At 52.9% G+C, this 23,086-nt stretch carries 22 protein-coding genes and 1 tRNA gene; 15 read left to right on the top strand and 8 right to left on the bottom strand.

What is annotated here, in order from left to right:
• Nucleotides 1-33 precede the first annotated feature (33 nt).
• The 9 genes from RAL91_RS10400 (at nucleotide 34) to RAL91_RS10360 (ending at nucleotide 9,080) form a co-directional block, all read left to right on the top strand.
• The gene (locus tag RAL91_RS10400) at nucleotides 34-912 is read left to right on the top strand and encodes an SMP-30/gluconolactonase/LRE family protein (protein ID WP_306261978.1); all 879 of its coding nucleotides are present in this window, start codon (nucleotides 34-36) and stop codon (nucleotides 910-912) included.
• Between the two features lie 346 nt (nucleotides 913-1,258).
• Entirely contained in the window at nucleotides 1,259-1,903 is a 645-nt protein-coding gene (locus tag RAL91_RS10395; RefSeq protein ID WP_306261976.1) for a DNA repair exonuclease, read from the top strand.
• Nucleotides 1,869-2,486: a hypothetical protein gene (locus tag RAL91_RS10390; RefSeq protein WP_306261974.1), complete on the top strand. Its 618-nt coding sequence runs from the start codon at nucleotides 1,869-1,871 to the stop codon at nucleotides 2,484-2,486. Before RAL91_RS10395 ends, RAL91_RS10390 begins: the two co-directional genes overlap by 35 nt.
• Nucleotides 2,483-3,046, top strand: a complete 564-nt coding sequence (locus RAL91_RS10385) for an AAA family ATPase (protein WP_306261972.1) — start codon at nucleotides 2,483-2,485, stop codon at nucleotides 3,044-3,046. The genes RAL91_RS10390 and RAL91_RS10385 overlap by 4 nt, the downstream gene beginning before the upstream one ends.
• Nucleotides 3,047-3,054: 8 nt before the next feature.
• Nucleotides 3,055-5,925: a hypothetical protein gene (locus tag RAL91_RS10380; protein WP_306261970.1), complete on the top strand. Its 2,871-nt coding sequence runs from the start codon at nucleotides 3,055-3,057 to the stop codon at nucleotides 5,923-5,925.
• A gap of 743 nt (nucleotides 5,926-6,668) precedes the next feature.
• Entirely contained in the window at nucleotides 6,669-6,971 is a 303-nt protein-coding gene (locus RAL91_RS10375; protein ID WP_306261968.1) for a DUF3489 domain-containing protein, read from the top strand.
• The gene (locus RAL91_RS10370; protein ID WP_306262881.1) at nucleotides 6,971-7,408 is read left to right on the top strand and encodes a DUF2924 domain-containing protein; all 438 of its coding nucleotides are present in this window, start codon (nucleotides 6,971-6,973) and stop codon (nucleotides 7,406-7,408) included. The genes RAL91_RS10375 and RAL91_RS10370 overlap by 1 nt, the downstream gene beginning before the upstream one ends.
• Nucleotides 7,383-8,432, top strand: a complete 1,050-nt coding sequence (locus RAL91_RS10365) for a recombinase family protein (protein ID WP_306262879.1) — start codon at nucleotides 7,383-7,385, stop codon at nucleotides 8,430-8,432. Before RAL91_RS10370 ends, RAL91_RS10365 begins: the two co-directional genes overlap by 26 nt.
• A 3-nt stretch (nucleotides 8,433-8,435) precedes the next feature.
• Nucleotides 8,436-9,080 (top strand): hypothetical protein, encoded by a 645-nt coding sequence (locus RAL91_RS10360; RefSeq protein ID WP_306261966.1) that lies wholly within the window; start codon nucleotides 8,436-8,438, stop codon nucleotides 9,078-9,080.
• A gap of 220 nt (nucleotides 9,081-9,300) precedes the next feature.
• Here the strand turns inward: RAL91_RS10360 and RAL91_RS10355 are convergent.
• Nucleotides 9,301-9,375, bottom strand: a tRNA-Gln gene (locus RAL91_RS10355).
• 212 nt (nucleotides 9,376-9,587) lie between these two features.
• Between RAL91_RS10355 and RAL91_RS10350 the strand changes: the two genes are divergently transcribed.
• Nucleotides 9,588-10,790: a glycine C-acetyltransferase gene (locus RAL91_RS10350; RefSeq protein ID WP_306261964.1), complete on the top strand. Its 1,203-nt coding sequence runs from the start codon at nucleotides 9,588-9,590 to the stop codon at nucleotides 10,788-10,790.
• 31 nt (nucleotides 10,791-10,821) lie between these two features.
• The gene (gene tdh, locus RAL91_RS10345) at nucleotides 10,822-11,847 is read left to right on the top strand and encodes an L-threonine 3-dehydrogenase (protein WP_371932538.1); all 1,026 of its coding nucleotides are present in this window, start codon (nucleotides 10,822-10,824) and stop codon (nucleotides 11,845-11,847) included.
• A gap of 84 nt (nucleotides 11,848-11,931) precedes the next feature.
• Here tdh and RAL91_RS10340 read toward each other — a convergent pair whose 3' ends face one another.
• Entirely contained in the window at nucleotides 11,932-12,546 is a 615-nt protein-coding gene (locus tag RAL91_RS10340; RefSeq protein ID WP_306261960.1) for a biotin transporter BioY, read from the bottom strand.
• Between the two features lie 201 nt (nucleotides 12,547-12,747).
• Between RAL91_RS10340 and RAL91_RS10335 the strand changes: the two genes are divergently transcribed.
• On the top strand, nucleotides 12,748-13,659 hold the full coding sequence (locus tag RAL91_RS10335) for an MBL fold metallo-hydrolase (RefSeq protein WP_306261958.1): 912 nt from the start codon (nucleotides 12,748-12,750) through the stop codon (nucleotides 13,657-13,659).
• A 4-nt stretch (nucleotides 13,660-13,663) separates the two neighbouring features.
• Here RAL91_RS10335 and RAL91_RS10330 read toward each other — a convergent pair whose 3' ends face one another.
• The 6 genes from RAL91_RS10330 to RAL91_RS10305 all read right to left on the bottom strand — a co-directional run bounded on the left by RAL91_RS10330 (nucleotide 13,664) and on the right by RAL91_RS10305 (nucleotide 20,325).
• Nucleotides 13,664-14,623 carry a DUF1499 domain-containing protein gene (locus tag RAL91_RS10330; protein WP_306261956.1) on the bottom strand — a complete coding sequence of 320 codons (960 nt, stop codon included), beginning with the start codon at nucleotides 14,621-14,623 and terminating at the stop codon, nucleotides 13,664-13,666.
• A gap of 69 nt (nucleotides 14,624-14,692) precedes the next feature.
• Complete coding sequence (locus RAL91_RS10325) at nucleotides 14,693-15,820, bottom strand: M48 family metallopeptidase (RefSeq protein WP_306261954.1); 1,128 nt, start codon at nucleotides 15,818-15,820, stop codon at nucleotides 14,693-14,695.
• 1 nt (nucleotide 15,821) lies between these two features.
• Nucleotides 15,822-17,153, bottom strand: a complete 1,332-nt coding sequence (locus tag RAL91_RS10320; protein WP_306261952.1) for a DUF898 family protein — start codon at nucleotides 17,151-17,153, stop codon at nucleotides 15,822-15,824.
• Nucleotides 17,154-17,558: 405 nt separating this feature from the next.
• Nucleotides 17,559-18,167: a LysE/ArgO family amino acid transporter gene (locus RAL91_RS10315; protein ID WP_306261950.1), complete on the bottom strand. Its 609-nt coding sequence runs from the start codon at nucleotides 18,165-18,167 to the stop codon at nucleotides 17,559-17,561.
• A 7-nt stretch (nucleotides 18,168-18,174) separates the two neighbouring features.
• A complete protein-coding gene (locus tag RAL91_RS10310; protein ID WP_306261947.1) occupies nucleotides 18,175-19,344 on the bottom strand; it encodes a pyridoxal phosphate-dependent aminotransferase in 1,170 nt (389 codons plus the stop codon).
• 105 nt (nucleotides 19,345-19,449) lie between these two features.
• On the bottom strand, nucleotides 19,450-20,325 hold the full coding sequence (locus RAL91_RS10305; RefSeq protein WP_306261945.1) for a serine hydrolase: 876 nt from the start codon (nucleotides 20,323-20,325) through the stop codon (nucleotides 19,450-19,452).
• A gap of 138 nt (nucleotides 20,326-20,463) precedes the next feature.
• Between RAL91_RS10305 and RAL91_RS10300 the strand changes: the two genes are divergently transcribed.
• From RAL91_RS10300 to RAL91_RS10290, 3 genes are all read left to right on the top strand, one after another.
• Nucleotides 20,464-20,766 (top strand): helix-turn-helix transcriptional regulator, encoded by a 303-nt coding sequence (locus RAL91_RS10300; protein WP_306261943.1) that lies wholly within the window; start codon nucleotides 20,464-20,466, stop codon nucleotides 20,764-20,766.
• A 57-nt stretch (nucleotides 20,767-20,823) separates the two neighbouring features.
• A complete protein-coding gene (locus tag RAL91_RS10295) occupies nucleotides 20,824-21,876 on the top strand; it encodes a permease (protein ID WP_306261942.1) in 1,053 nt (350 codons plus the stop codon).
• A gap of 292 nt (nucleotides 21,877-22,168) precedes the next feature.
• Nucleotides 22,169-23,086 (top strand): DMT family transporter, encoded by a 918-nt coding sequence (locus RAL91_RS10290; protein ID WP_306261941.1) that lies wholly within the window; start codon nucleotides 22,169-22,171, stop codon nucleotides 23,084-23,086.

Genomic DNA, 23,086 nt, shown 5'->3' with positions numbered 1-23,086 from the left:
TGTTTCACAGCTGAATCATATGGAGGAACCATCATGCGGATAGACGTATTACTGGATGTCAAAACCACTTTGGGTGAAGGTCCGGTCTGGGACGTAGGGCAACAAAGGCTGTATTTCATCGACTCCATGGATGGGCGTGTTTTCAGATGCACCGCAGATGGAACCGAAGTCCGTGCATGGGATGTGCCCGGTAAAATCGGGTCCATGGTGCTGCGAAAGGATGGAGAGGGCGCAATTGTCAGTCTGCAGGGCGGGTTCCATCGGCTGGATTTCAACACCGGCGATTGCGAGCTGTTTCACGATCCTGAACCTGATTTGCCAGCCAACCGGTTGAACGATGGCAAAGCAGATCGCAAAGGACGTTTTTTTGCCGGGTCCATGGACACGATGGAAGAAGGTGCCAACGGCGCGCTCTACCGCGTTGATCCTGATTTTACCGTCACAAAGGTTGATGAAGGGATCATTTGTTCAAACGGACCGTGCTTCAGTCCTGACGACAAGACATTCTATTTTCAGGACACCTGGACAGGTGAAATCTGGGCCTATGACTACGACATCGAAACCGGCACCGTGTCCAATCGCAGGACGTTTGCCAAGATAGACGGCTCAAATGGCGGTGCGGCAGACGGCTCAACCGTCGATGCTGAAGGCTATTTGTGGAACGCTTTGGTCTATGAGGGAAAACTGACCCGCTTTGCCCCAGATGGAACAGTTGATCGAGTGATCGACATGCCGGTCAAGAAAGTCACAAGTGTCAATTTCGGCGGACCAGACATGGACGTGCTCTATGTGACCTCAATGGCCAAACCGCCCTTGCCACGCTTTCCAGGCGACGGTCCGCTGCGGGGCAGCCTGTTTGCAATCTATGATTTGGGCATCAAGGGCATACCAGAACCAAGGTTCGGGGCCTGAACGTCCATAGCACGAAGAAGGTAGCGCGCACGCAACATACGACACTACATGTTTGTTCCATTGGCGCTGACGAGGAACACTAACGGCTTGGCGTGTCAATATAGAGAACATACTCGAAGAGGAATTTGGGGCCGAAAGCGAAGCTTTTCATCAAGCAGGAAAGAATGCAGTAGGCAATCTAAAGAATTCTAGAAAGCAACCAATCTACGTCTCAGCTTCCATAGCCTCAGCTTGGGATGCTGGGAGAAGATTTCCTGTGCTGGAAAAAGTTGTGAATGCTCTGTTAGCGTGAGACCTTGGGTTCTGCTCGTTTGGATTGGATTATTCGCAAAGGAGATGGTTTGAAGTGATAAAGATAATTCACACAGCAGACCTGCATCTTGATTCTCCGCTAAAGAGTCTTGCGCTGAAAGATAAACGGCTTCGCGAACAGGTTCAGATCGCAACGCGAACTACGCTCAATCGGTTGGTGCAATACTGCATTGATGAGAGTGTCAGCGCGTTGCTCATCGTCGGCGATCTGTTTGATGGGAAAGAACGGAGCGCAAAGACCGCAGCATTCCTGATCTCCGCGTTGGAGCAACTGCATGAGGCTGGGATTTCCGTTTTCTATGTCAAAGGCAATCATGATGCGGAAAACCCTGTAGCTGGAGCTTTCGAGTTGCCTGCTAATGTGCATGTTTTCGATGGTCGAGGTGGAAAGGTCCAACTTACCGAAGAAAACATCTGGATACACGGCGTCAGTTTTCGCGACAAACATGCGGTTGAAAGTCTGCTGCCAAAATATGATCCGCCAGTCGCTGGCGCTGTGAACATCGGAATGATGCACACGTCGCTGTCCGGAGCTTCCGGCCATGATCCCTATGCGCCATGCACAGTCTCAGAACTGATCGGCCATGGCTTTGACTATTGGGCTTTAGGGCACGTGCATAAGCGCGAGGTCCATTCGGATTGTCATGCCAGGTATCCCGCATGGGAGCGATATCGGTGAGGCAGGGCCGAAATCTGCGACGCTTCTGAATATCGACGGGTCCAGCATAGGGATCGAAGAAGTGCCGTTGGCGCCTGTAGAGTTTCGGGTGAGCCGCTGCGACGTGTCGGACGTTGCAGATGATGAAGATCTTCGGAGCTGTATTCACGCCCATTTTCGCGCCGAAGCCGCGACAACCAACTCTGATGCAGCAATCCTAAGGCTCAACTTAGTCGGACAGACCGAGCGAGCTTGGCAGATCCGGCGAGACGCTGATGTGTGGAGGGAAACCATAAGGGACCTTGCTGAGGAGACGGGTTGTCTTTGGGTCGAGAAAGTCGAATTGGATGTTGTCGTGAACTCGGAGGACCCGGGGTCCGCAAACGCTGTATCTGAACTAAAGAGCATCATGAGCGAATTGCGCGGTGAGGAAGGCCTCCAGAGATCTGCGAAACAGGAGCTGGATCACCTCATTTCACTATTGCCCCCTGACCGCAGACAAGCCCTCACTCCAGATGAACCCGCTTCGGCAAAACTGCTTGAGGACATCACTGATCAGGCAGCGATCTCGATGTTGGCCCTAATGAAGGGAGCATCGAAATGATGCGGCTCCAACGTCTCGGGCTCGAATTCTTCGGCCATTTCACAGACAAGTGGCTGGATTTTGGTGACCGTCCTGACGGAGGTTCCGACTTTCACTTGGTTTATGGGTCCAACGAAGCGGGCAAAACGACCGTCATGGAGGGCTATCTCCGCTTACTTTACGGCTTCCGCCACATCGAACCATACGACTTCAAGCACAAGCGGCCAAACCTCAAGGTATCCACTACGCTTATGCTGGAAGATGGTATCCGAAAATTTACTCGCCTTCCTGGTCGTAACAACAGCCTGGTCGATCAATCTGGCACTAAGGTACCGGAAACTGCACTTCAAGGCGTGCTTTCGGGCCTTGCTATTGATGATTACCGCAAGCTGCTTTGCCTTGACGATGCCACGATAGAGGATGGTGGTGAAGAGATTGCAAACAGCAAAGGTGATATAGGGCGGCTGCTGTTTTCAGCCGCTGCCGGTGTAAACGATTTGTCCGTAGTCCTGGATACGGTCGATAAACGCTGCGGCGATCTCTACAAAAAGGTGGTAGCAAATCTGTCTTTGCCCATCTAAAGCGCGATTTGGACGATGTCACCGCACAAATTCGGGAAGCGGATATCAGCGTTTCAGACTACCGCAATCGAAATCAGACCTTGAAAGATGCTGAAGCCTTGGAAAAAGAGGTGCGGGAAGAGCGCCAAGATAAGATAAAATTGCAAGCAAGCCTAGAGGCAATTGCCAAAGCTTTTCCGGTGTCGACTAAGATTGCGGAATTGGCGCATGAGTTGAATCCGCTGCAGCATTTCCCGATCGATTTGGACATAGATCCAGAAGAACTTGTCGAACTTTCGAAACGTCGTGTCCTGCTCGAAGCTGAGCAAAAACGTCTCAGTGACTTGATCGACGAAAAGACAGAAGAGCGCGACGCAATCGTGTCGCAACCGAAGATGGTTCAAATCCTGAAAAAACTCGGTGATTTGCGAGAGCTCAGAGATAGGTGCGGAACCGCCGCGACCGATCTTCCGCGGAGACAAATCCAACGAGATGAGGTTATCGAGGACATGAAACGAGGCCTTGTCGATATTGGGCTGAAGTCCGTGGATATGCCTGATCAATTCGTCTTTGATCTAACTTATCTGCGGGAACTCGAGTTGAAATTTCAGGCTGTTTCCGATGCTGACGCAAAGCTTCTAACGGCCGAGGAAGAGGAAGAAAACGCCCTTAAAACGGTTGAGGCGGCTGGAAGGACACTTGCCGGTCTGCCCGAAGAGACTGGAGATGTTCCCGATATACAGAAGGTTTTAGATCTTCGAAATGCGTCATACATCGTCACAGAAGCTACCAAGGCGACAGAAGCGCAGAGGCTGGTGCAACAGTCAGCACGCAGGGCTCTTTCGCTACTTTCTCTCGTCGGGAAAAGTTTTGAATCCATGCCTGAGTTGCCACTGAGCTCTGAAGACGCATCAACTTTGGCGCGCGACGTTGAGTCCGCGAAAGGTGCGGTCAGCCGTACTGAAGATGAATTGGCCGGCGCGGAAGAAGCCGCCGAACAGCTTGTTTCTCGCATAGATGCCTTAGAAGACTCGGGCGCATTTATCACAGATGACGAGGCGATAGCGTTGCGCAGCAAGCGTGATAGCCTCTGGAATGAGCATCTCGGCGACCTTTCCAAACCCTCGGCGGACTTGTTCGAGACCGCAATGCGCGTGGACGACGCAAAGAGCCTCGCTCGTCACAGCCAAGCAAAGGAACTAGCTGAGGTCAGACAACTCAAAGTCGTGCTGGCCGAAGCACACAGCAAATCCCTGGCGAAGAAGATTGCGATTGAGAAGGCAAACAGTCGCTTAGATACTCTTCAATCCGAATTGCTGGGGCATCCATCTGCCGCTGGATTGAATCGTGATCTATCGCCAACCGGCTTCACCGATTGGGTGCGTAAGGTAGAGGCAGCACGCGAACAGGCGATTGCCGCAGAGAACGAACAAGTCGCAGCCGCACCGGTTCTTGAGGCGGCGGAACTGTTGAGAAAAGAACTTGCCAGGGCTCTCCATGCTCCCGAAGCAACACTTGACGCTTTGGTCGCCATGGCAAGCAAGATCGCGGCAGAGCGTGAAAAGACGAAGATCGAGCGGCGGGCGGCGCAAAGGACCGTGGATGATGCGGAAACGGAGCATTTGAAAAGGGCAAACAAGAAAACGGTCGCCGCAGGAACGAGAGACGAAGCAAAATCGGTGTGGTCCAAAGCACTGGAAGACGCGTTTGATGATGTTGGCAGAGTCGTTCCGTTTCCCCAGGCATTCGAGATTTTTCGGGAAATTCGTGAACTCAATGAAAAACTGCTTGGCATACTGCGCCAAATCCACGGCATGGAAGCCGATCAGAAGGCGTTGAACGAGGCCTTGGTGTCGGTGATCGCAAATGATCCCGAGCTGGCTGACATGCCAACGACCGACGCTTATGATGCCCTGGTATCGAAATCTGAAGCCGCCATCAAATCCGACGGTATGCGGGCAGAACTATCCAGCGAGATCGAAGTCGCTGAAGACAGTCGTCGGTCTGCCCAAGGTAACCTAGACGACGTCGACGCGCAGGTGGGACTCTCGGCGGCAATGTTCGATGCCGCCATTCCAACCGGCACAGTGGAAGAGCTTCGCAAATCCGTTCTGCGAGGAAGCCGCGCGATCGAATTGCGTGATGAGATTGCCAGTTTGTCGAGCGAACTCTGTTCGGTCCTCAATGTTAAGTCCAAGTCCGACGCCGAAGAAATACTTGAGCGAGAATCACTGTCTGAGGCTAAGGCTTTGGCGCATGAGGTCAAACTGGACCTCTCCAGTCTCGAGGAAAGCTTGACAACGGCAATCGAGAACAGAACTCGTGCGAAGTCCGACCTTGATGCGATTACTGGTGATGCCGATGTCGCAATGCTTGTTGCTCGTCGTCAGACAATCGAACTCGAGATGGAAAGCGTTATCCGCGATTTTCTCGAATTGAGAATTGGACATTTGATGGCCGATGAAGCTATTCGCCGCTACAGAGACAAACATCGTAGCGAGATGATGGAGGCGGCTGAAGCCGCCTTCACAGAGCTTACGACTGGGGCATATAGTGGCCTCACCACACAAATCGAAGGAACTAACGAAACCCTAGTTGCGACCCAATCCTCTGATGGTGCAGCGAAGCAGGCTCATGCGATGTCGAAGGGGACTCGCTTTCAGCTCTACCTCGCTCTTCGGGCTGCGGCCTACGAACAGATGGCAGAGAATGGTACTGTTCTTCCCTTTTTCTGCGACGACGTATTTGAGACGTTTGATGAAGATCGTACGCGCGCTGCCTGCGGGCTAATGCGTCGGATTGGCCTGACTGGGCAAGCCGTATATTTGACGCATCACCGGCACGTTGTCGAGATTGCGAAAGACGTGTGTGGAGTTGATGTGCGTATCCACGAGATATAGAATCCTAAGCGGCGGCAAGTTAGTCTTGAAGGAGTCACGTAATCGAGCTTTTGTGCACCGAATTGTCTGCATTGACTAGTTGTAGAATTGTATTCGCATCTGAAGCGAACTGCTGCTTTCCGCCCATTTTTGCATCGGATCACAACGCAGTTCAGGACCGTTGATCAGAATGATGACCAAATTCGATAGAAGTTTGTCTCAAGATGACGACTTTCCAGCAATGTAAAAGTGGGAAATCAATCGACCATTGTTGCATGATGAACCCAGTCAAGATGTGTGAAGCAGTTGCTATTTAGGTTTCCAGATGAACTAAGTTTCAGAGGTTGGGCAGATGATTAGTGTCGCCAATTTGAGCACGAAGTTTTTGAAGATCGAGACATGTTCAATGCGACAATCACCCTGCATTCCTACTGATTGCTATTCCGCCACCTTATTATAGCCTTATTAATTTGAAAATCGCGAAATAACGCAATTTCTCGATATGTTTAACGTATTGTTTTTAAATAGAAATTTTTGTTGTGGGGGTGGGATTTGAACCTACGACCTCCAGGTCATGAGCCTGCAGCTCCCGGAAAATTCCTGTGAGTTTCAAGGCAGGCACGACTGGACTTGCTTGCCAAACAGAGCGGTACTGTGCGGACCGACGCACCCTGCGCCAGGGTGCCACCTTCTGCGCCCGGCACTCCGGGCTTTCATCAGTACCGGGACCTTCTTGGTCCGGCCTGATGAAGAAGGAGAACATCATGACGAAAACGACAAATCCGAAACGAGAGAATGCAACCAAACCTGCTACGGCACGAGCGCCAAAACAGGTTTCTACAGTTGCAAAGGTCACAAAAAAGGCAAGGCTGATCGCCCTTCTAAGCCAGAAGGGCGGAGCTGATGTGCCAAGCCTCAGCAACACTCTCGGATGGTTACCACATACAACACGCGCAGCCCTAACAGGCCTCCGCAAGTCTGGCTATGAGATCACTTCGGTAAAACCTGACAATGGAAAGCCCTCCCGATACCAGATAGCCGGGCTGGCTGGCGCGGAGACTACGTGATGGAGACCGAGGCTGTCATAGCGTCACGGTGGGCTGAGTTGGAGATAATGGACCGCTCCGCTCTGCGCACGGCGTGGGCGAAAGCGTTTGGGGAGGCACCCCCATACTTCCTGTCGATGATCTTTATGCGCAAGGCACTGATCTGGGAGGCGCAGTGCCGCAGGTTCGGGAGGCTGGCCCCGGATTTAAGGCGCGCGCTGAAAGCGGCAGCGGATCGCAGATCGGTACGCGGCCCGGCTCCCGCAATCCGTCCCGGGACCCAGTTGGTCCGGGAATGGAACGGGCGCCGGTATCAGGTTGATGTGAGCGAAGACGGATACGTCATGAATGACACCCGTTACAAATCGTTGTCAGATATTGCGCTACATATCACCGGCACAAATTGGTCAGGACCGCGCTTTTTCGGGCTGAATAAAGCCACAGGGAGCGGCGCATGAAAAAGATCCGCTCGCCATCTACACCCGCAAGAGCTCGGAAGACGGGCTGGAACAGGACTTCAACTCGCTTGATGCGCAGCATGAGGCATGTTCTGCCTACATCACTAGCCATAAGAACGAAGGCTGGGTGCAGGTGCCGGATCGCTACGATGACGGCGGCATCTCCGGAGGTACACTGGAAAGGCCCGGTCTGCAGCGGCTTCTGGCAGACATTGATCGCGGGGCTGTTGACCAGATCCTGGTCTACAAGATCGACCGGCTGACCAGATCACTGGCTGATTTTGCCAAGATTGTCGACATTCTGGATAACACCGGCGCGTCCTTTGTCTCTGTCACCCAATCATTCAACACCGCCACCAGCATGGGGCGGTTGACGCTAAACATGCTGCTGAGCTTTGCCCAGTTTGAACGCGAGGTGACTGCAGAGCGTATCCGCGACAAGATTGCGGCTTCCAAAAGGAAGGGGCTGTGGATGGGCGGCAATGTGCCTCTTGGTTATGAACCCGATGGGCGAACGCTGAAGATCACTGAGGCAGATGCTGCGACGATCCGAATGATCTATGATCTCTACGACAGGCACCGCAATGTCCGGATCGTCAAAACCGAGGCTGACAAGCAGGGTCTGAAGACAGCAATCCGCACATTGTCGTCAGGCCGACTGAAGGGTGGAACACCGTTCAGCTTTGGCCATATCTATCATATTCTGACCAACCCGATCTATGCAGGCCGTATCAGGCACAAGGAAAAGGTCTGGCCTGGTCAGCACCCGGCACTTATTGAGCCTGCTCGTTGGGATGCGCTGCAGGAAAAACTGATGGCCGGTGCCATCCGGTCGCGCCCGGGACAAGGACGCAACAGATATGGTCAGAAAAAGCAGGTCTCGCTGCTGGTCGGAAAGCTGTTTGACGAAACCGGCGACCGGCTGACGCCCAGCCATACCAAGACCGGCAACGGACGCAGGCTGCGCTATTATGTGTCTCATCGTCTGATCCGCAGCTCTGGCCCAAAGGATCCCGGTGGATGACGGTTGCCCGCACCGGAACTTGAAACCCAGATTGCCGATCTGGTTAGTAAGCACCTGAGTGTTCCGGCTGTGCAAACTAATATTGTCTGTCCTGCCAAAACGGAAGAGATTGCATTAATCGCGCAACGGATGACGGGTTTGAGCGTTGCTGCAAGCAGCGACGATGAAAAGACAAAAAGGGCAGTACTCAGCTTGATCGAACGTGTCCAGATCACGCCCGGGAAGCTCTCGATCAGAATCGCCGCAAAAGCGATCGCAGAACGCCTGGCCTTCGAGCAGGAATGCATCTGTGATGAATATCTGAGCATTGAGTCTGACTTCCGCCTTCGCAAGCGCGGTGTTGAAACCAAATTGATCTTGGCCGATGCAGTCGGGGGGCGCGACGACACGCTGTTCAGAAACATTGCTTTGGCACATAGATACTTCGATATGATCCGATCCGGCAAAACTTATACGGAAATTGCTCAAGCTGAAGGTGTCTCGAAACGGCAGATCCAGCAATTGGTTGAACTGGCGTTGCTCGCTCCCGACGTCATACGGGATGGTTGGGAAGGCAGGCAACCCGTGGGGCTCACATCCCAATGGTTGAAATCCCATGCATTCACACCGATGTGGATCGAGCAGCGGGACCTATTCAAGGCACTCTGAGCATCCACCCAAATGCGCTAAGCAATTGCAATAGTTCCAAAACCCTTACCAACAACGACCGTCAAACTGCTACCGCCGAAAAACGGTTCCCAGACTTTTGACAGATTCTGCCAATATGAGCACAAATCGGCAGTCTGGGGACATGCGACAACTCAGAATACCCCCGGAAACACGGCGGAAATCCGGCAACTCTCCATTGTACTCAAAATGTTATGGATGGTGGCTGGGGCGGTAGGATTCGAACCTACGGTACACGGCATCAAAAGCCGTTGCCTTACCACTTGGCTACGCCCCATCCGGTGAATGTGCCGAAGCGGCTTTCATTCTCCAAGTCGGACCAGTCTATAGCGATGTCTTTTCGCCACCGCAAGGCGCGAGAAACAGAAAATCCGGTCGAGCTGTTTGTTTTTGTGTTCATTGCCGGAATTGCAAGATATCAGTCGGTTTTTACCCCGCTCCACGCTATAGAAAACCATGCAGATTAGCGCCGGAAATTCGGAGGCAGATATGTCAGCGTCATTTTACTCACATCTTCGTCAAACACTGGATGAAATCGCAGCCGATGGTCTTGAAAAGATCGAGCGGCCTTTGGCATCAAAACAAGGCGCTCATGTGGATGTTGTGGACGGAGACACCACACGAACTCTGATCAATTTGTGCGCCAATAATTATCTCGGCCTGGCAGATGATGAGCGACTTGCAAAAGCTGCGATGGACGCGATTGAAACCCATGGGCTTGGCATGGCTTCTGTGCGCTTCATTTGTGGCACTCAAGATTTGCACCGTGTTCTGGAAAGGCGGCTTGCCGATTATCTGGGCAAAGCAGACAGTATTTTGTTTGCGGCCTGTTTTGATGCAAATGGTGGTTTGTTTGAACCATTATTGGGTCCACAGGATGCGATTATCTCAGATGCCCTGAACCACGCGTCCATCATTGATGGCATACGCCTGTGCAAAGCGAAGCGGTATCGCTATGCAAATAATGACATGACGGCCTTGGAAGACCAATTGAAGGCGGCGCGGTCTGATGGTGCGCGTCATATCATGATTGCGACAGATGGCGTGTTTTCCATGGACGGTTATCTGGCAGATTTGAAGGGAATCACAGAATTGGCAGCGCGGTTTGATGCGCAGGTGATGGTTGATGATTGTCACGCAACCGGCTTTATGGGGCCGCAGGGCCGTGGCACGCCGCACCTTGCCGGTGTTGCCGACCAGGTGGATATTCTGACCGGAACCTTTGGCAAAGCGCTGGGTGGTGCGTTGGGCGGTTATGTGGCCGGTGCACAGGAAGTTGTGGATTTACTGCGGCAGCGTGCCCGCCCCTATCTGTTTTCAAATGCGTTACCGCCTATGGTGGTCGGGGCCGCAATCAAGGCCATTGAAATCGCCGAAGCGGGTGACGAATTGCGTGCAAGCCTGTTCAGTAATTCTGCCTATTGGCGCGCCGGTCTTGAACGCGCCGGGTTTAAAGTGCTACCCGGCCAACACCCCATTATTCCCGTCATGCTGGGAGAAGCGCACCTGGCACAGCAGATGGCGTCCGGATTGAATGCGAAGGGCGTGTATGTGTCCGGGTTTTTCTTTCCCGTTGTGCCGAAGGGCCAGGCCCGAATTCGCACACAGATGAATGCAGCATTGACCAAAGCTGATCTTGACGAGGCCCTTGACGCTTTCACCAGTGTTGGCCGGTCGATTGGCGTAATTTGAAGGCGACGAGATGAACCTGCCAATTCATAATATGCGCGCGCTGGTCAAGGCAGAGCCTGCTCCCGGTCTGACCCTGCAGGATATGCCAATCCCGGAATTCGGTATGGATGATGTGCTGGTTAAAATCCACCGGACCGGCATTTGCGGCACAGATATGCATATCTGGAACTGGGATGCCTGGGCGTCAAAGACAGTTCCCGTGCCGCTGATTGTCGGACACGAATATTCCGGAGAGATCGTGGCAGTTGGCTCTCATGTTCGCGATCTTGATATTGGCCAAAGGGTAACCGGAGAAGGTCATGTTATTGGCCATAAAAGCCGGGCGGTGCGCGCTGGAAAATACCATCTGGACCCGGACACAAAGGGGATTGGTGTCAACATTCCTGGTGCATTTGCCGAATATCTGCGCCTGCCTGCCTTCAACGTTATCAAATTACCCGATGATATTGATGATGAGACTGCCGCCATTCTGGACCCGTTCGGCAATGCGGTCCATACGGCGCTGTCATTTGATCTGGTGGGCGAGGATGTTCTGATCACAGGTGCCGGGCCAATTGGCATTATGGCGGCCATGATTGCGCGCCATGTGGGTGCCAGACAGGTTGTGGTGACAGACATTAACCCGGAACGTCTGGCCCTTGCTGGCACCTGCGCAGATATTGTGCCTGTCAACGTGGCAAAAGAGACGCTTGAAGACGCGCGCGCCCGCCTCAACATTGGTGAAGGCTTTGATGTCGGGCTGGAAATGAGTGGCGCGCCTGCCGCGTTTGATCAGATGGTCACGCATATGATTATGGGAGGCCGCATTGCGATGCTGGGCATTCCTCCAAAACCGACCATGGTTGACTGGACCAAAATCGTGTTCAAGGCTCTGACCATCAAGGGGATTTACGGTCGTGAGATGTTTGAAACCTGGTACAAGGCCATTGCGCTGATCCAAGGCGGCCTGCCGGTGAAACGCATCATCACTCATCGTTTTGACATTGGCGACTATGAGCAGGGCTTTGCTGTCATGAATGAGGGTGCATGCGGGAAAATTGTCCTGAATTGGACATAGAATTCAGAAGCCCGAAACAAAAAACCCGGCACAAAAAACCCGGCACTGGGCCGGGTTTTTCTCAAATCATAGACGGTTGCCGGTCTAGCTGCGTTTCAACCAAGTCCAGATGGCAGGGATAAGCGCCGATGCAAGCGCGATCTTGATCAGATCGCCAACCACAAACGGATAAAGACCCCATTCCAGAACCGGTTTGTCCCAACCGACAAGATTGCCGAGCCACAACACGCCAAGGCCAAAAATGATCGCGTCAGCAAACAGCATCAAGCCGAAGAGTTTGACAATCGAACGATCCCAGCCGCGCTCTGCAAAATAGCCGATCACGCCCATGGCAATGATAAAGCCAACCAGATAACCGCCTGTGCCGCCCATCATGTAGGCCAGACCGTTTTTGTCAGCTGTCGAGCTGGTGAACACATCCATGCCCAATGCACCAATGGCAAGATATAGCAGGACAGTTGCCAGCCCAAGACGCATGCCATAGGCCGCACCAAGGCCCATGATGGCGATTGTCTGCAGGGTCATTGGCACTGGTGTAAATGGCAGCGGCACGCGAATTTTTGCCGAAATGGCCAGCAATGCGGCTCCGATAATGGCCAGCGCGATAAAGCGCAATGCGGCTTGCGCACTGCTCTCTGCTTGCGTTGGCCAAAGGGCAGTTGCGAGTGGATTGGGAGAGGTCAGACTTTGAGCACTCATGGGCTACATCCTTATGAGATATTCTTACTTGCGAGAAATTCCTGAAACACGAAGATAACAGGTTGAATTCCACCTGCCGTGTTTCGTTTTCTGCTTTTAGCCGTTTGCTTGTTTTGAAACAAGTTCCCAGATAAACCGCCCTCAAGAAAACTTATCATTTTGGGCGCAGCGAACAGATTGCGCGCCCGCAGGAGCGTCCTGATGGCCCTTTCCTTCAATACAGACTTCGATCCGAAACATGGTTTTGCTGTGGATATCGCGTCCGGCGTGAAACGCATGACGGCCCCCAATTCCGGCCCCTATACGTTTCGCGGCACAAATACATATCTGATTGGCGAACAAACTCTGGCGCTGGTCGATCCGGGGCCTGACAGTGACACACATTTTGACGCGCTGATTTCCGTCATCGGCGGCCGCTCTGTTGATGCCATTATTCTGACCCACAGTCACCTCGACCACACACCTCTGACCGCAAGATTGAAGCGCCAGACCGGCGCAGCTGTCTACGCAGCAGGACCGCACAAGCCCTATCGCGATTTGACGCAAGAAGAGACTGAAATCCTTGGTCGCAGCGCTGATCTTGGCTTTATGCCAGACCACATCCTGGCGGATGGCGATAAGATTGAGGGACGCGACTGGCAAATTGAGACAGTCCTGACGCCGGGACACACCGCCAATCATTCTGCCTTCGCTATCAGTGGCACTGACTTGCTGTTGTCAGGTGACCATGTGATGGGCTGGTCAACCACGGTTGTTGCGCCACCTGATGGTTCCATGGCTGATTATCTGCGATCGCTGGACGTGTTGCTGGCGCGTCCAGAGAAGCATTATTTACCCGGACATGGCGACGCAATTCCGCAGGCACATGCCTATGTAAAAGGTTTAAAAACCCACCGGATCATGCGCGAAACGGCCATTCTGGATCAGGTGTCAAAAGGAGTGGATAGCATTCCTGAACTTGTCGCAATTCTCTATCGCACTCTTCCTGCAAAGCTGCAGGGCGCAGCCGCCATGACGGTTCTGGCACATCTGGAATCCCTGATTGAAGCGGGCAAAGTAAAAACCGCTGATTCTCAGGCGATACTTTCGTCGAGATTCAAAACTGCCAGTTGATCGGTTAATTCACGCTCAGCGCTTTGACCGTTAAATCCAGCTCCCGCAGGAAGGCCTGGACACGTCTGGCATTAGCACCCAGATCGTGATCGCCAATCCGGGACGCTGACCTGACATCCACAGTTGAGCCATTGTTGGTGGCGCGAACGCGAACTGCCACATCATCAATAAAGCCCAGAACTGGGGTCTTTCCGGACGCTTCGAACACACCTTCAGCAGAAGCTTCGGTGTAGAATTTCGCCACTGTGCGCCGCATCACCGAACCGTCTCTCAAAACGATGGGCTTCGCTCTTGGGGCGGGTATGCTTGCAACGCTTTCGCCTTCAACCTCAATGAATTTGATTGCAACGATGGGCGGCAATTCAAAGGTTATGTTCAGCCCTGTGCGTTCCGCGGCACCGCGCGCCAGATCATAGACCTGGGGTGCAGGCAGGGGGAATTCCTGAGTCTGGATGGCGGGATAGGCCGCTTGCTGATCTGTCAGCACCTGCTGATCAACCCGGCCAAAGGCAATGTCTGCCAGCATTAATGGCGGATCTTCCGCATTCGTTGTGACACCGCTGACTTTTGGCAGATAAAGCAGCCCAATCACAACAAGGGCAAAGGGTGCCAATGTTATCAGACTGATGACCAGTGCTACTGCGGCGCGAAAAAAGCCGCGTACGCCCAACTGCCAGATATCAATGAAACTGTTGAGCGACATACCGACCGCAGCCAGAGCAAGCAGCGCGCCTGCTCCCAGAACGGACAGCATTTCATCAACAGGAATGAATCCAAAACGATGTAGCAATGCGCCCAACATAATGGTCGCAAATCCCAAGGGAGCTGTTTTTCTGGCCCAGATTGCGGAGCGGGATACATCTTCTCGGGTTTGTTGTCCTGCACTTATCCGTGCGAAGGAAGCACCCTGATACCCGCTTCCCGATTTCTTAAAGCCGTTGTACTCAAAATCAACCGCAGACATGGCAAATACACTGCCCCAAATACTGGGCCCCAAATGCTGGAATTTGGAGCGTTTTATCAGTGATTCCGGCTAATCGCAAATCAACTTAAGCGAATCCCAGCTTTGAATTGAAAGTTTCTCTGCTTCCGGACGCTGCGTTGTCTTGTCCCACGCCAAAGCGGCCTGCGTCAGAAAAGCGCGGCGGTCAGCGGTCAGCGGATGTGTTGCCAGCAAACCAACCTGCTGGTCATCCCCCTGCAACCGCTCCAGCATGTTTGCCAGAACCAGCGGCGAAACGCCCAGATCCTGAAGGATCTGCACGGCCATCTCGTCGGCTTCCCGTTCAAACTCGCGGCTGAAAGCAGTGCCCATCAAGATCTGCCCGATGGCAATGATTGCGGCACTTCCGGTAAAATCACCCAACAGGAAGCCGAGCATGGCAGAAGATCCGCCCACCCGTAAAGACAGGCGCATGGCATGATGCGCTCGAACATGCCCCATCTCATGGGCAAGAATCGAGATCAGTTCATCGGAATTCTGACTGAGATCCAACAACGGCCTAGTTATGAATATCCGCCCTGATGGCAAGGCAAAGGCATTGGCCACCGGCAGATCAATAATGTGCAGGCTGACCGGTTCAGTGCTGCTGCTTGCTGTCTGCAAACGTTTAGCCAGCAAGCCCAGATGGGGATTGTCTGATGACGAGCCGCATATGTTCTGAGGACCAACCTGCAGCACGGTGCGTTCCAGGCGATCACCAAGTGTCTGTTCAATGCTTCGCGGTACAATTAAAGCCAAACGGTCTGATGCTAAAGGGATGAGGATCGTAAAGGTGGCGAGACAAGCCAAAATGAACAGTACACTGGCCAGAATGATACGAAGTGGATGGCCCGGGGATTGCCGACGCGCTTCCGGAAGGGTCTTCAGATACGTCCAGACATCGGTTGGCACATTGACCTTTTCAATCGTAATGCGGCGGTCATTTTGCGGGCCTTCGACAGCGAGGACGATTTGATCTGATGTGGTTATGGGGCGCAGCAGATGATCGAGGCTGACCTTGTCTGCCATTTCAGTCTTCGAATTGACAACAAGCAGTTTGTCTTTTTCGACAGTGACACGCACCAACTGCGCTAAGGCAGTTTTACCATCGAAAAAAACGGCCTTGAATTTGTGCTGTTCTAGTGGCGAATTTTCCAGTGAGATTTGGCTTTGCTGCATCTTACACCCCGCCCGCGTCCAGGGCGTCTGCGATACCCTCGCCAAACCCATCGCGGCGGCGCAACTCTTCTGCCGATCCTACGGCTATGCTGGATATCGGGTCTGTTGGCGAAAACGACATGGAATTGCCGATCGCGCGCCAGAGCTGGAAACGCAAATGGACCAGATGAATGACTGCATAGGTTATGAAGCCGATGCAGTAATACAGAAAAAGAGCCGCAAAAAACCAGAAGCGGGTTGTGGCGCTGTCCAGAATGCCGACAGGCAAATCGGAATACAGAAACGCTCCGAAAAGGACGGCACCCAGTCCAAGATAAACGGCGCTGAAAACTGCCAGGATCGCCAGAAACCGCCCCCAAACGGCGACTAAGGATGACCTTGTGAGCTTTGAGTTCATTCTGACTACGCCAAACGATGTGGCACCTGCAAAATGACGTGTTTCAGCCGCCAGGTAAGAAGGCCCGGCAAGCGCCAAAACAGCAACGAACGCGAAGCCCGCGATGCTCAGGACCCAAAGAATATCGGCAAAGGGAATTGCGCGCACAGTGTCTTCGAAGCTCATATTGCGCAGGTCAGATCCCAGAACATCCAAAATATCAAACGTTCCGGGTGTTGCCTGCCAGATGTTTGCAAATTGCCAGACTGTCCATGTGCTGATCAGAGCCACACCCAGAAATAACGGCCAGCCGGCGCGGTAAAGCGGTGTCAGTGATGCGTCAAAACTGGCCGTCTGGTTCCCAAAGCAGGTGTTGCGCATTTTATAGGCCTGCAATGCAAGGCGGCGCGCTGGCCAAAGCAACCCCAGGCTGGCCAGCCCGATCACAAGCCAAATTGTCGACAGAAGCGCGTAGATGATACCGGATCCACCCTGCCGGAACCGCAGACCGCGCCACAGCATTCTTGTAAGGCGGTAGTTTCTGGCGCGGTACAGCCCAAACTGGCTGAGAAACCACACTACCAAAACAGCCCCCAAATTGGCGGCCAGAACGCCATTTTGCAAACCCAATGACACAACAAACAGACCCAGATAGAGCGGCAGCAATATTGCTACAGCCATGAAGAAGCCGACGATCAAATCAACTGGATGGCCGGTGAATTCCAGCGGGTAATTGCCAATGCGTGTGTGTGCCCAGAAATACTTTCGGACCCTTGTGACATACCAGAACCGATAAAGCCCCAAGGTGAGAGCTGTGAGCAGCATTCCCTGCAAGGCCAGCCCCGCAAGTTCTCTTGTGGACGCCTCTACAACGACATGCCCTGTCTCCTGCGCTAACTCGGGCTTTGGCAGCGAGAATGGATCAGGTGAAATAGATCTGTTGACGGTCCGGTTCAAAAACTATCCCTGCGCAAAAAGAGGCTGCAGCCTGACTGGGCTCTCATAGATATCGCATTTCGTGGCGACTGCGATGCTTTTCTACAAATTTCAATTGGTTCAAAACAAGTCAATTTGATGCACTGGCTTAAGACTTGATTCACTTAACTGGCGCAGACTTGGGAATAATATGGCGATGTCGTGCGTTGTCAGCACGTTACTGACCTGACTATGTGTATTGGAGTTGAGTGATGCAATTGATGAAATCAAAGGGTTTTCGCTGCAAGGAAGACCGGGCAAAAGATAAGGAATTGGATTCGCACTACGGCGAAATCGGCATCAAATCCGTACAGGCAGCTCAGTCTTTGTGCACCAAGCACAAAAGCGCTCCCATGCACAAATCGATCTCAGCTCCGGCAAAACCTGCTAGCTAAAAAGCAGTGACGCGGCGAGCAACCACATAACGCTGCCAATCAGCACGTCCAGCACCTGCCACGCGAGTGGCCGTGCGAACACAGGCGCAAGCAGGCGCGCGCCATAGCCGAGGCCAAAAAACCAGGCAAATGAAGCGGTTACAGCGCCGACGCCAAATGCAACGCGCTCCTGCCCCAAATATTTGGCCGAAAAGCTTCCCAGCAGTAGTACCGTATCCAGATAAACATGCGGATTGAGAAACGTGAAAGCCAGCGCTGTTGCGACAGCAGCTGCCAGGGTTGGCGCTTCTTTCTGGGCGGTTTTCATTGCCTCCGGCGTGAACACCCTGCGAAATGCCATCAGGCCATACACAAACAGAAACAATGCACCGCCATAAGTCACGGTTGTCAGAAGCAGTGGTGAGCGCTGGACCAGCGTATCCAGCCCGGCAATGCCAAGAATAATCAGAACGGCATCCGACAAGGCGCAAAGCAGACAGATTGCAAAGACGTGACTGCGCAGGAGCCCAAGGCGCAACACAAAGGCGTTTTGCGCACCGATGGCCACAATCAGCCCACCGCCAAGCGAAAAACCCGCAAGAACAGGTCCCCAAAAACTCATATACTGCCTATCCCAGCCAGCGCGCCATGGCATCAATAGCCTTGTCGATGGTAACTTCGTCGCCGGCGAAGGAAAACCGCATCATGGTCTGGCCGTGATCAGGGTCAAAATCCACGCCCGGTGTGGCGGCAACACCAGTGTTATCCAAAAGCGATTTTGAAAAACTCAAAGCATCATTGGTGAAGCGCCCGGCATTTGCGTAGATGTAGAAAGCTCCATCTGCGGGATGAAGGCCCTCAAACCCGATTTCAGGCAAGGCTTTCAGAAGTTTTTGCCGGTTAGCGGCATATTGCTGGCAGATCGCATCCAACTCGTCTGATGCATCAAACGCCTTTGCGGCTGCAATCTGCGAAATATAGGGCGCAGAAATGTATAGGGATTGTGCCAACCGTTCCACCGGACGCACCAGATCTTCCGGCAGCACCATCCAGCCAATGCGCCAACCGGTCATGCAGTAATATTTGGAAAATGAGTTGATGATGATGGATTGGTCGGTATGCGACAATGCCGTTCTGGCTGTGCCCTCAAAGACAATCCCATGATAGATTTCATCCGAGATAAATCTGATGCCGTTCTGCGCGCAACACGCGATCAATTGCGCAAATGCATCTGGCAACAGCATGGTGCCTGATGGATTGGCCGGGCTTGCAATCAACACGCCGTCCAGTGGCGTCTGATCATGCACAGCCTGCAGATCATCGGCTGTGATGACATATCTGTTTTCTGCTTTGACCGGGATTGAGACGGCAACCAGGCCCAGAGCCTTCAAAACATTACGGTAGGCCGGATAGCCTGGCGCTGCCAGGCCAACACGCGCGCCAGCGTCGAAAGCCGACAAAAAGCTGAGAATAAACGCTGCCGAAGATCCGGTTGTGATGGCAATCCGTTCATGTGGAACGACAGCCCCGTAGGCGTCCTGATAATGTGCGGAAATGCGTTCCCTCAAGGACAATAGCCCCAAGGCCGGTGTGTAGGAAATCCGGTCGTGATCAATGGCAGCTTTTGCGGCTTCCCGTACGATCAAAGGTGCCTGATGTCCTGGCTCGCCAACTTCCATATGCAGAACCTGCTTGCCCTCTCCCGAGCGCGCCTGGGCAGCCACCATGACATCCATTGCCAAAAACGGATCGACCGCACTGCGCACAGAAGCGGCGAGTTTGTAGGGGGTGGTCTTCATGGAAGTTTGACTCATAGGTTTGAAGGCTTCGGGCAGTGAATGGAAGCGTTCATAAACTGGCACAGGTCAAACGACAAGAATGCCTGTGCAAAGCGGCTCCAGCAGCTATTGGCACTTTTGAGCCAGCCGCAGAACCTCCCATTCAGTTTTCCCTTCATCAGTGCCGGAATGAAACGCACAGGCCGTTACCGGAACCGGCAAATCGGAGAAATGATACAGCGCCGAAACCGAAAATGGGCTCGCGCCAGAATGGCCGATGACCTGCCCTGCATTTTTCGTCTCACCGCACATTACACCCAAACCATAATTGCAGGTCTGCCAGGGCCGGTCGGGCAGAGGTCCACCAACCTCAACCCTGTCTTGCAGAGCCATCTTTGAAGCGGGCGTCAGAAAGTCGGAGTGGAGAATATGATCGAGAAAACCAACTGCATCCGCCGCCGTTCCGCTTGCCAGACCGTGATAGACCCAGCCGGCATCATACCCGGTGTTTTTCATATACCGGCATTTTTCAAGGTCTGCTTTTGTCTGCACGATGGAAGCAGAGCTGAGATCAAGGGGGCCAAAAATGGTTCGATGAATGAGTTCAGCAAAGGGTCTGTCCGAAATATCTTCCAACAGCTGCCGCACCAGCAGATAGCCTGTATTGGAGTAGTTCCATCCCTGGCCCGGCGCAAAATCCAGAGTGTCAGCCTTCACAACAGCTAAAAGCTTCTCGGCGGACCAGGCTTTCTGCTTTCCCGATACTGCATCGTGATAGGCTTTGACGCGCCCGTAATTGGGAACACCAGCTGTGTGCCTCAAGAGCTGCCGTAGCGTGAAAGGACGATTCCGGAGCGGCTTATCAAGCTCCAGATCACCAGCTTCCCAGAACTTGAGGCATGCCACAGCAATGACTGTTTTCGTAATGCTCCACCAAGGGGCAATTGCGTCACTGTTCGAAATAATCTCGCCGTTGGATTTCCAGGCATGCACATAGCTCATCGGCAATTCCTTCGCACCAGCCCCACTCCACAGAATCAGAGGTGGTCGTTCAGGTCAATAATGGACCAGTAACGCCGTACATTTGAAAAGTCTTTACATAACTAGATTATTAGTTATATTAGTAGGATGAATGAGAACATGACCTATGCCCCCCTGCTTGCAGCCCTTGGCCACGAAGCACGTCTGGAGATTTATCGTCTTCTGGTGCGGGCCGGAGAACCAGGATTGAATGTCGGTGAAATTGGATCGCATTTGAAAATGCCGGCCTCGACCCTGTCTCATCATCTGTCCAGCCTTGTTCATACAGGCCTTGTTGTTCAGCAGAAAAATGGCCGCGAAGTGCTGAACCGCGTTGATTTTGACATCATGAATCAGACTGTTTCTTTCCTGACGGATGAGTGTTGCATTGGTCTGGGCGTTGCAAGTGAGGACGCGGCCTGAGAAGAACGCGGCCTCCCTTTTTTGACTTTAAATAACTATAAATCCGGATATTTAGAAATGTTACAATCAAAGCCGTTTGCAGTTTGGCCCTTCGTCATAAATGTCGCTGGTTTTTGGAACAAGGGACAGGTCTGGTTTGTTTCGCTGCTGATATTGTCTGTCTTGCTGGCGATAAACCCGCCACAGGCATCCAGCAGCTTCCAGTTTGCCCTTTCCAATCTGTTGCAAACATTTCCGTTTCTGCTGCTGTCCATTGGCTTGGCAGCCTATGCCAGCGCAACGGGCGCTGATGGTTTAATTGCGCGCGTCTTTCAGGGATCACCGCGAAAGATGATTGTATTGGCCGCGATTGCTGGCGCGCTGTCTCCGTTCTGCTCTTGTGGTGTGATCCCGTTAATTGCCGCACTCCTGTCCATGGGTGTGCCTTTGGCAGCTGTCATGGCTTTTTGGCTGGCGTCACCCATTATGGACCCGTCCATGTTCGTGCTGACTGCAGGCGTTCTGGGTGTTGAATTTGCACTTGTGAAAACACTGGCAGCTGTAAGTCTGGGCCTTTTGGGCGGCACGGTGGTCTATCTTCTTTCAGCGAACGGAAGGCTGCTTGATACACTGAAAGACGGTGTTGGCAATGGCGGCTGTGGTGGAACGAAGGTCAGCATGGCAAAGCCGGTCGCGTGGCGCTTCTGGCAGGACAAGACACGTGTTGATCGATTTTTTCGTGAAGGCGTCAAAATCACACTCTTTCTGACCAAATGGCTGTTCCTGGCTTACATTCTGGAAAGCCTGATGCTGACCTATCTGCCTGCTGACCTTGTGTCGCGCTCGCTTGGCGGGGAAGGTGTTTTGCCAATTGCAATCGCAACATTGGTTGGAGTCCCGGCCTATCTGAATGGGTATGCGGCCCTCCCGCTTGTTGGCGGCTTGGTGGAACAGGGCATGGCACCGGGCGCGGGACTGGCATTTCTCGTCGCCGGAGGGGTGACTTCCCTGCCCGCAGCGCTTGCCGTCTTCGCGTTGGTCAAGAAACAGGTTTTTGTCTTGTATCTTGCTCTGGCTTTGGGTGGCTCGTTTCTGGCTGGATTGCTGTTCCACTTATGGACCCTGCTCTAGGACTTGAGCCGTTGAAGCGTGGTTCCGCGATGCACTAATATCAGAACGATAGATCTGGTTTCCAGTTGTCGAGAAAGGTCTGCAAGACCCTTCAATATGAATGTTGAAAAACGGACCGAGCCTTCCTGTGATGTATCTGAAACCTGAGATGCGGCAATCGCAGCGGCTGAAACACTCAATTTAAAACCGGTTGAGATCGGCTATCAATCAGGGTCTTGCATCCCTGCAGCTAAAACCTGAAGGTGTGCGCCAACCAAGTTCCTCACCAGATTCGACCTTCGGTAATTTACCAATGAACAATGACCGCCCTGTTTTGGGTATCAGCCTCATGATCGGCTTCTGTCTACTCGCGCCATTGGGAGATTCCATCGCGAAACTATTGGGCAGCACGATTCCCCTGTTGCAGTTGTTGATTGTCCGATTTGCGTTACAGGCGCTCATTTTGCTGCCAATTGTGATTGTGACAACACGCCATTTTCATATGAGCCGGCGTATATTTTCACTGACTGTCATCCGAACAGTGCTGCATGTTGTGGGTGTGGGGGCGATGTTTGTGTCGCTGAAATATCTTCCATTGGCTGACGCAATCGCCATCGCATTCGTGATGCCCTTTATCCTGCTTCTGCTTGGCCGGTTTGTTCTCAACGAAACCGTCGGCTATCGGCGCCTGTCCGCTTGTGCGGTCGGTTTTTTCGGCACATTACTGGTTATCCAACCGAGTTTTTCCGAAGTCGGTGCGCCAGCCTTGTTGCCTTTGGTCGTTGCTGTGGATTTTGCATTGTTCATGCTGGTCACGCGTCAAATTGCAAAGGATGTTGATCCTATCAGCCTGCAGGCTGTCAGCGGCATGATAGCGGTCGGCATTCTGGCGCTTGCCTATGCAGCTTTCGCGCTGGGCGGCACACCCATAAGCTCACAATTTGTATACCCAAATGCCACCGAAATTTACCTTTTACTTTCAATCGGTGTTCTGGGTACTGGCGCGCATCTTTTGATGACGTGGTCTTTAAAATTTGCACCATCCGCAACCCTTGCACCCATGCAATATCTTGAAATCCCGGTGGCAACATTTTTTGGATTTCTGATTTTCAAAGATTTGCCCAATGGTCTGGCAGCAGTAGGTATCATGATTACAATTCTGGCTGGACTTTACGTGGTTTACCGAGAACACAAAGACTCAAGACTGGCGCAAAAGCCCACACAAAGCTGA

Origin of the sequence: Pararhizobium sp. IMCC21322 (assembly GCF_030758295.1) — a bacterium.
Classification (GTDB): Bacteria; Pseudomonadota; Alphaproteobacteria; order Rhizobiales.
The sequence above is the reverse complement of the archived record's forward strand: the minus strand, read 5'-3'. Positions and strand labels throughout refer to the sequence as shown.

Excerpts from the sequence above, each read along its gene's own strand:
- RAL91_RS10315 (WP_306261950.1), bottom strand. The coding sequence starts at position 18,167 with ATGAGTTTTTGGGGACCTGTTCTTGCGGGTTTTTCGCTTGGCGGTGGG.
- RAL91_RS10300 (WP_306261943.1), top strand. The coding sequence starts at position 20,464 with ATGACCTATGCCCCCCTGCTTGCAGCCCTTGGCCACGAAGCACGTCTG.
- RAL91_RS10295 (WP_306261942.1), top strand. The coding sequence starts at position 20,824 with ATGTTACAATCAAAGCCGTTTGCAGTTTGGCCCTTCGTCATAAATGTC.
- RAL91_RS10310 (WP_306261947.1), bottom strand. The coding sequence starts at position 19,344 with ATGAAGACCACCCCCTACAAACTCGCCGCTTCTGTGCGCAGTGCGGTC.
- RAL91_RS10390 (WP_306261974.1), top strand. The coding sequence starts at position 1,869 with ATGCCAGGTATCCCGCATGGGAGCGATATCGGTGAGGCAGGGCCGAAA.
- RAL91_RS10325 (WP_306261954.1), bottom strand. The coding sequence starts at position 15,820 with ATGCAGCAAAGCCAAATCTCACTGGAAAATTCGCCACTAGAACAGCAC.
- RAL91_RS10335 (WP_306261958.1), top strand. The coding sequence starts at position 12,748 with ATGGCCCTTTCCTTCAATACAGACTTCGATCCGAAACATGGTTTTGCT.
- RAL91_RS10370 (WP_306262881.1), top strand. The coding sequence starts at position 6,971 with ATGGAGACCGAGGCTGTCATAGCGTCACGGTGGGCTGAGTTGGAGATA.
- RAL91_RS10340 (WP_306261960.1), bottom strand. The coding sequence starts at position 12,546 with ATGAGTGCTCAAAGTCTGACCTCTCCCAATCCACTCGCAACTGCCCTT.
- RAL91_RS10290 (WP_306261941.1), top strand. The coding sequence starts at position 22,169 with ATGAACAATGACCGCCCTGTTTTGGGTATCAGCCTCATGATCGGCTTC.
- tdh (WP_371932538.1), top strand. The coding sequence starts at position 10,822 with ATGCGCGCGCTGGTCAAGGCAGAGCCTGCTCCCGGTCTGACCCTGCAG.
- RAL91_RS10400 (WP_306261978.1), top strand. The coding sequence starts at position 34 with ATGCGGATAGACGTATTACTGGATGTCAAAACCACTTTGGGTGAAGGT.
- RAL91_RS10375 (WP_306261968.1), top strand. The coding sequence starts at position 6,669 with ATGACGAAAACGACAAATCCGAAACGAGAGAATGCAACCAAACCTGCT.
- RAL91_RS10350 (WP_306261964.1), top strand. The coding sequence starts at position 9,588 with ATGTCAGCGTCATTTTACTCACATCTTCGTCAAACACTGGATGAAATC.
- RAL91_RS10330 (WP_306261956.1), bottom strand. The coding sequence starts at position 14,623 with ATGTCTGCGGTTGATTTTGAGTACAACGGCTTTAAGAAATCGGGAAGC.
- RAL91_RS10385 (WP_306261972.1), top strand. The coding sequence starts at position 2,483 with ATGATGCGGCTCCAACGTCTCGGGCTCGAATTCTTCGGCCATTTCACA.
- RAL91_RS10305 (WP_306261945.1), bottom strand. The coding sequence starts at position 20,325 with ATGAGCTATGTGCATGCCTGGAAATCCAACGGCGAGATTATTTCGAAC.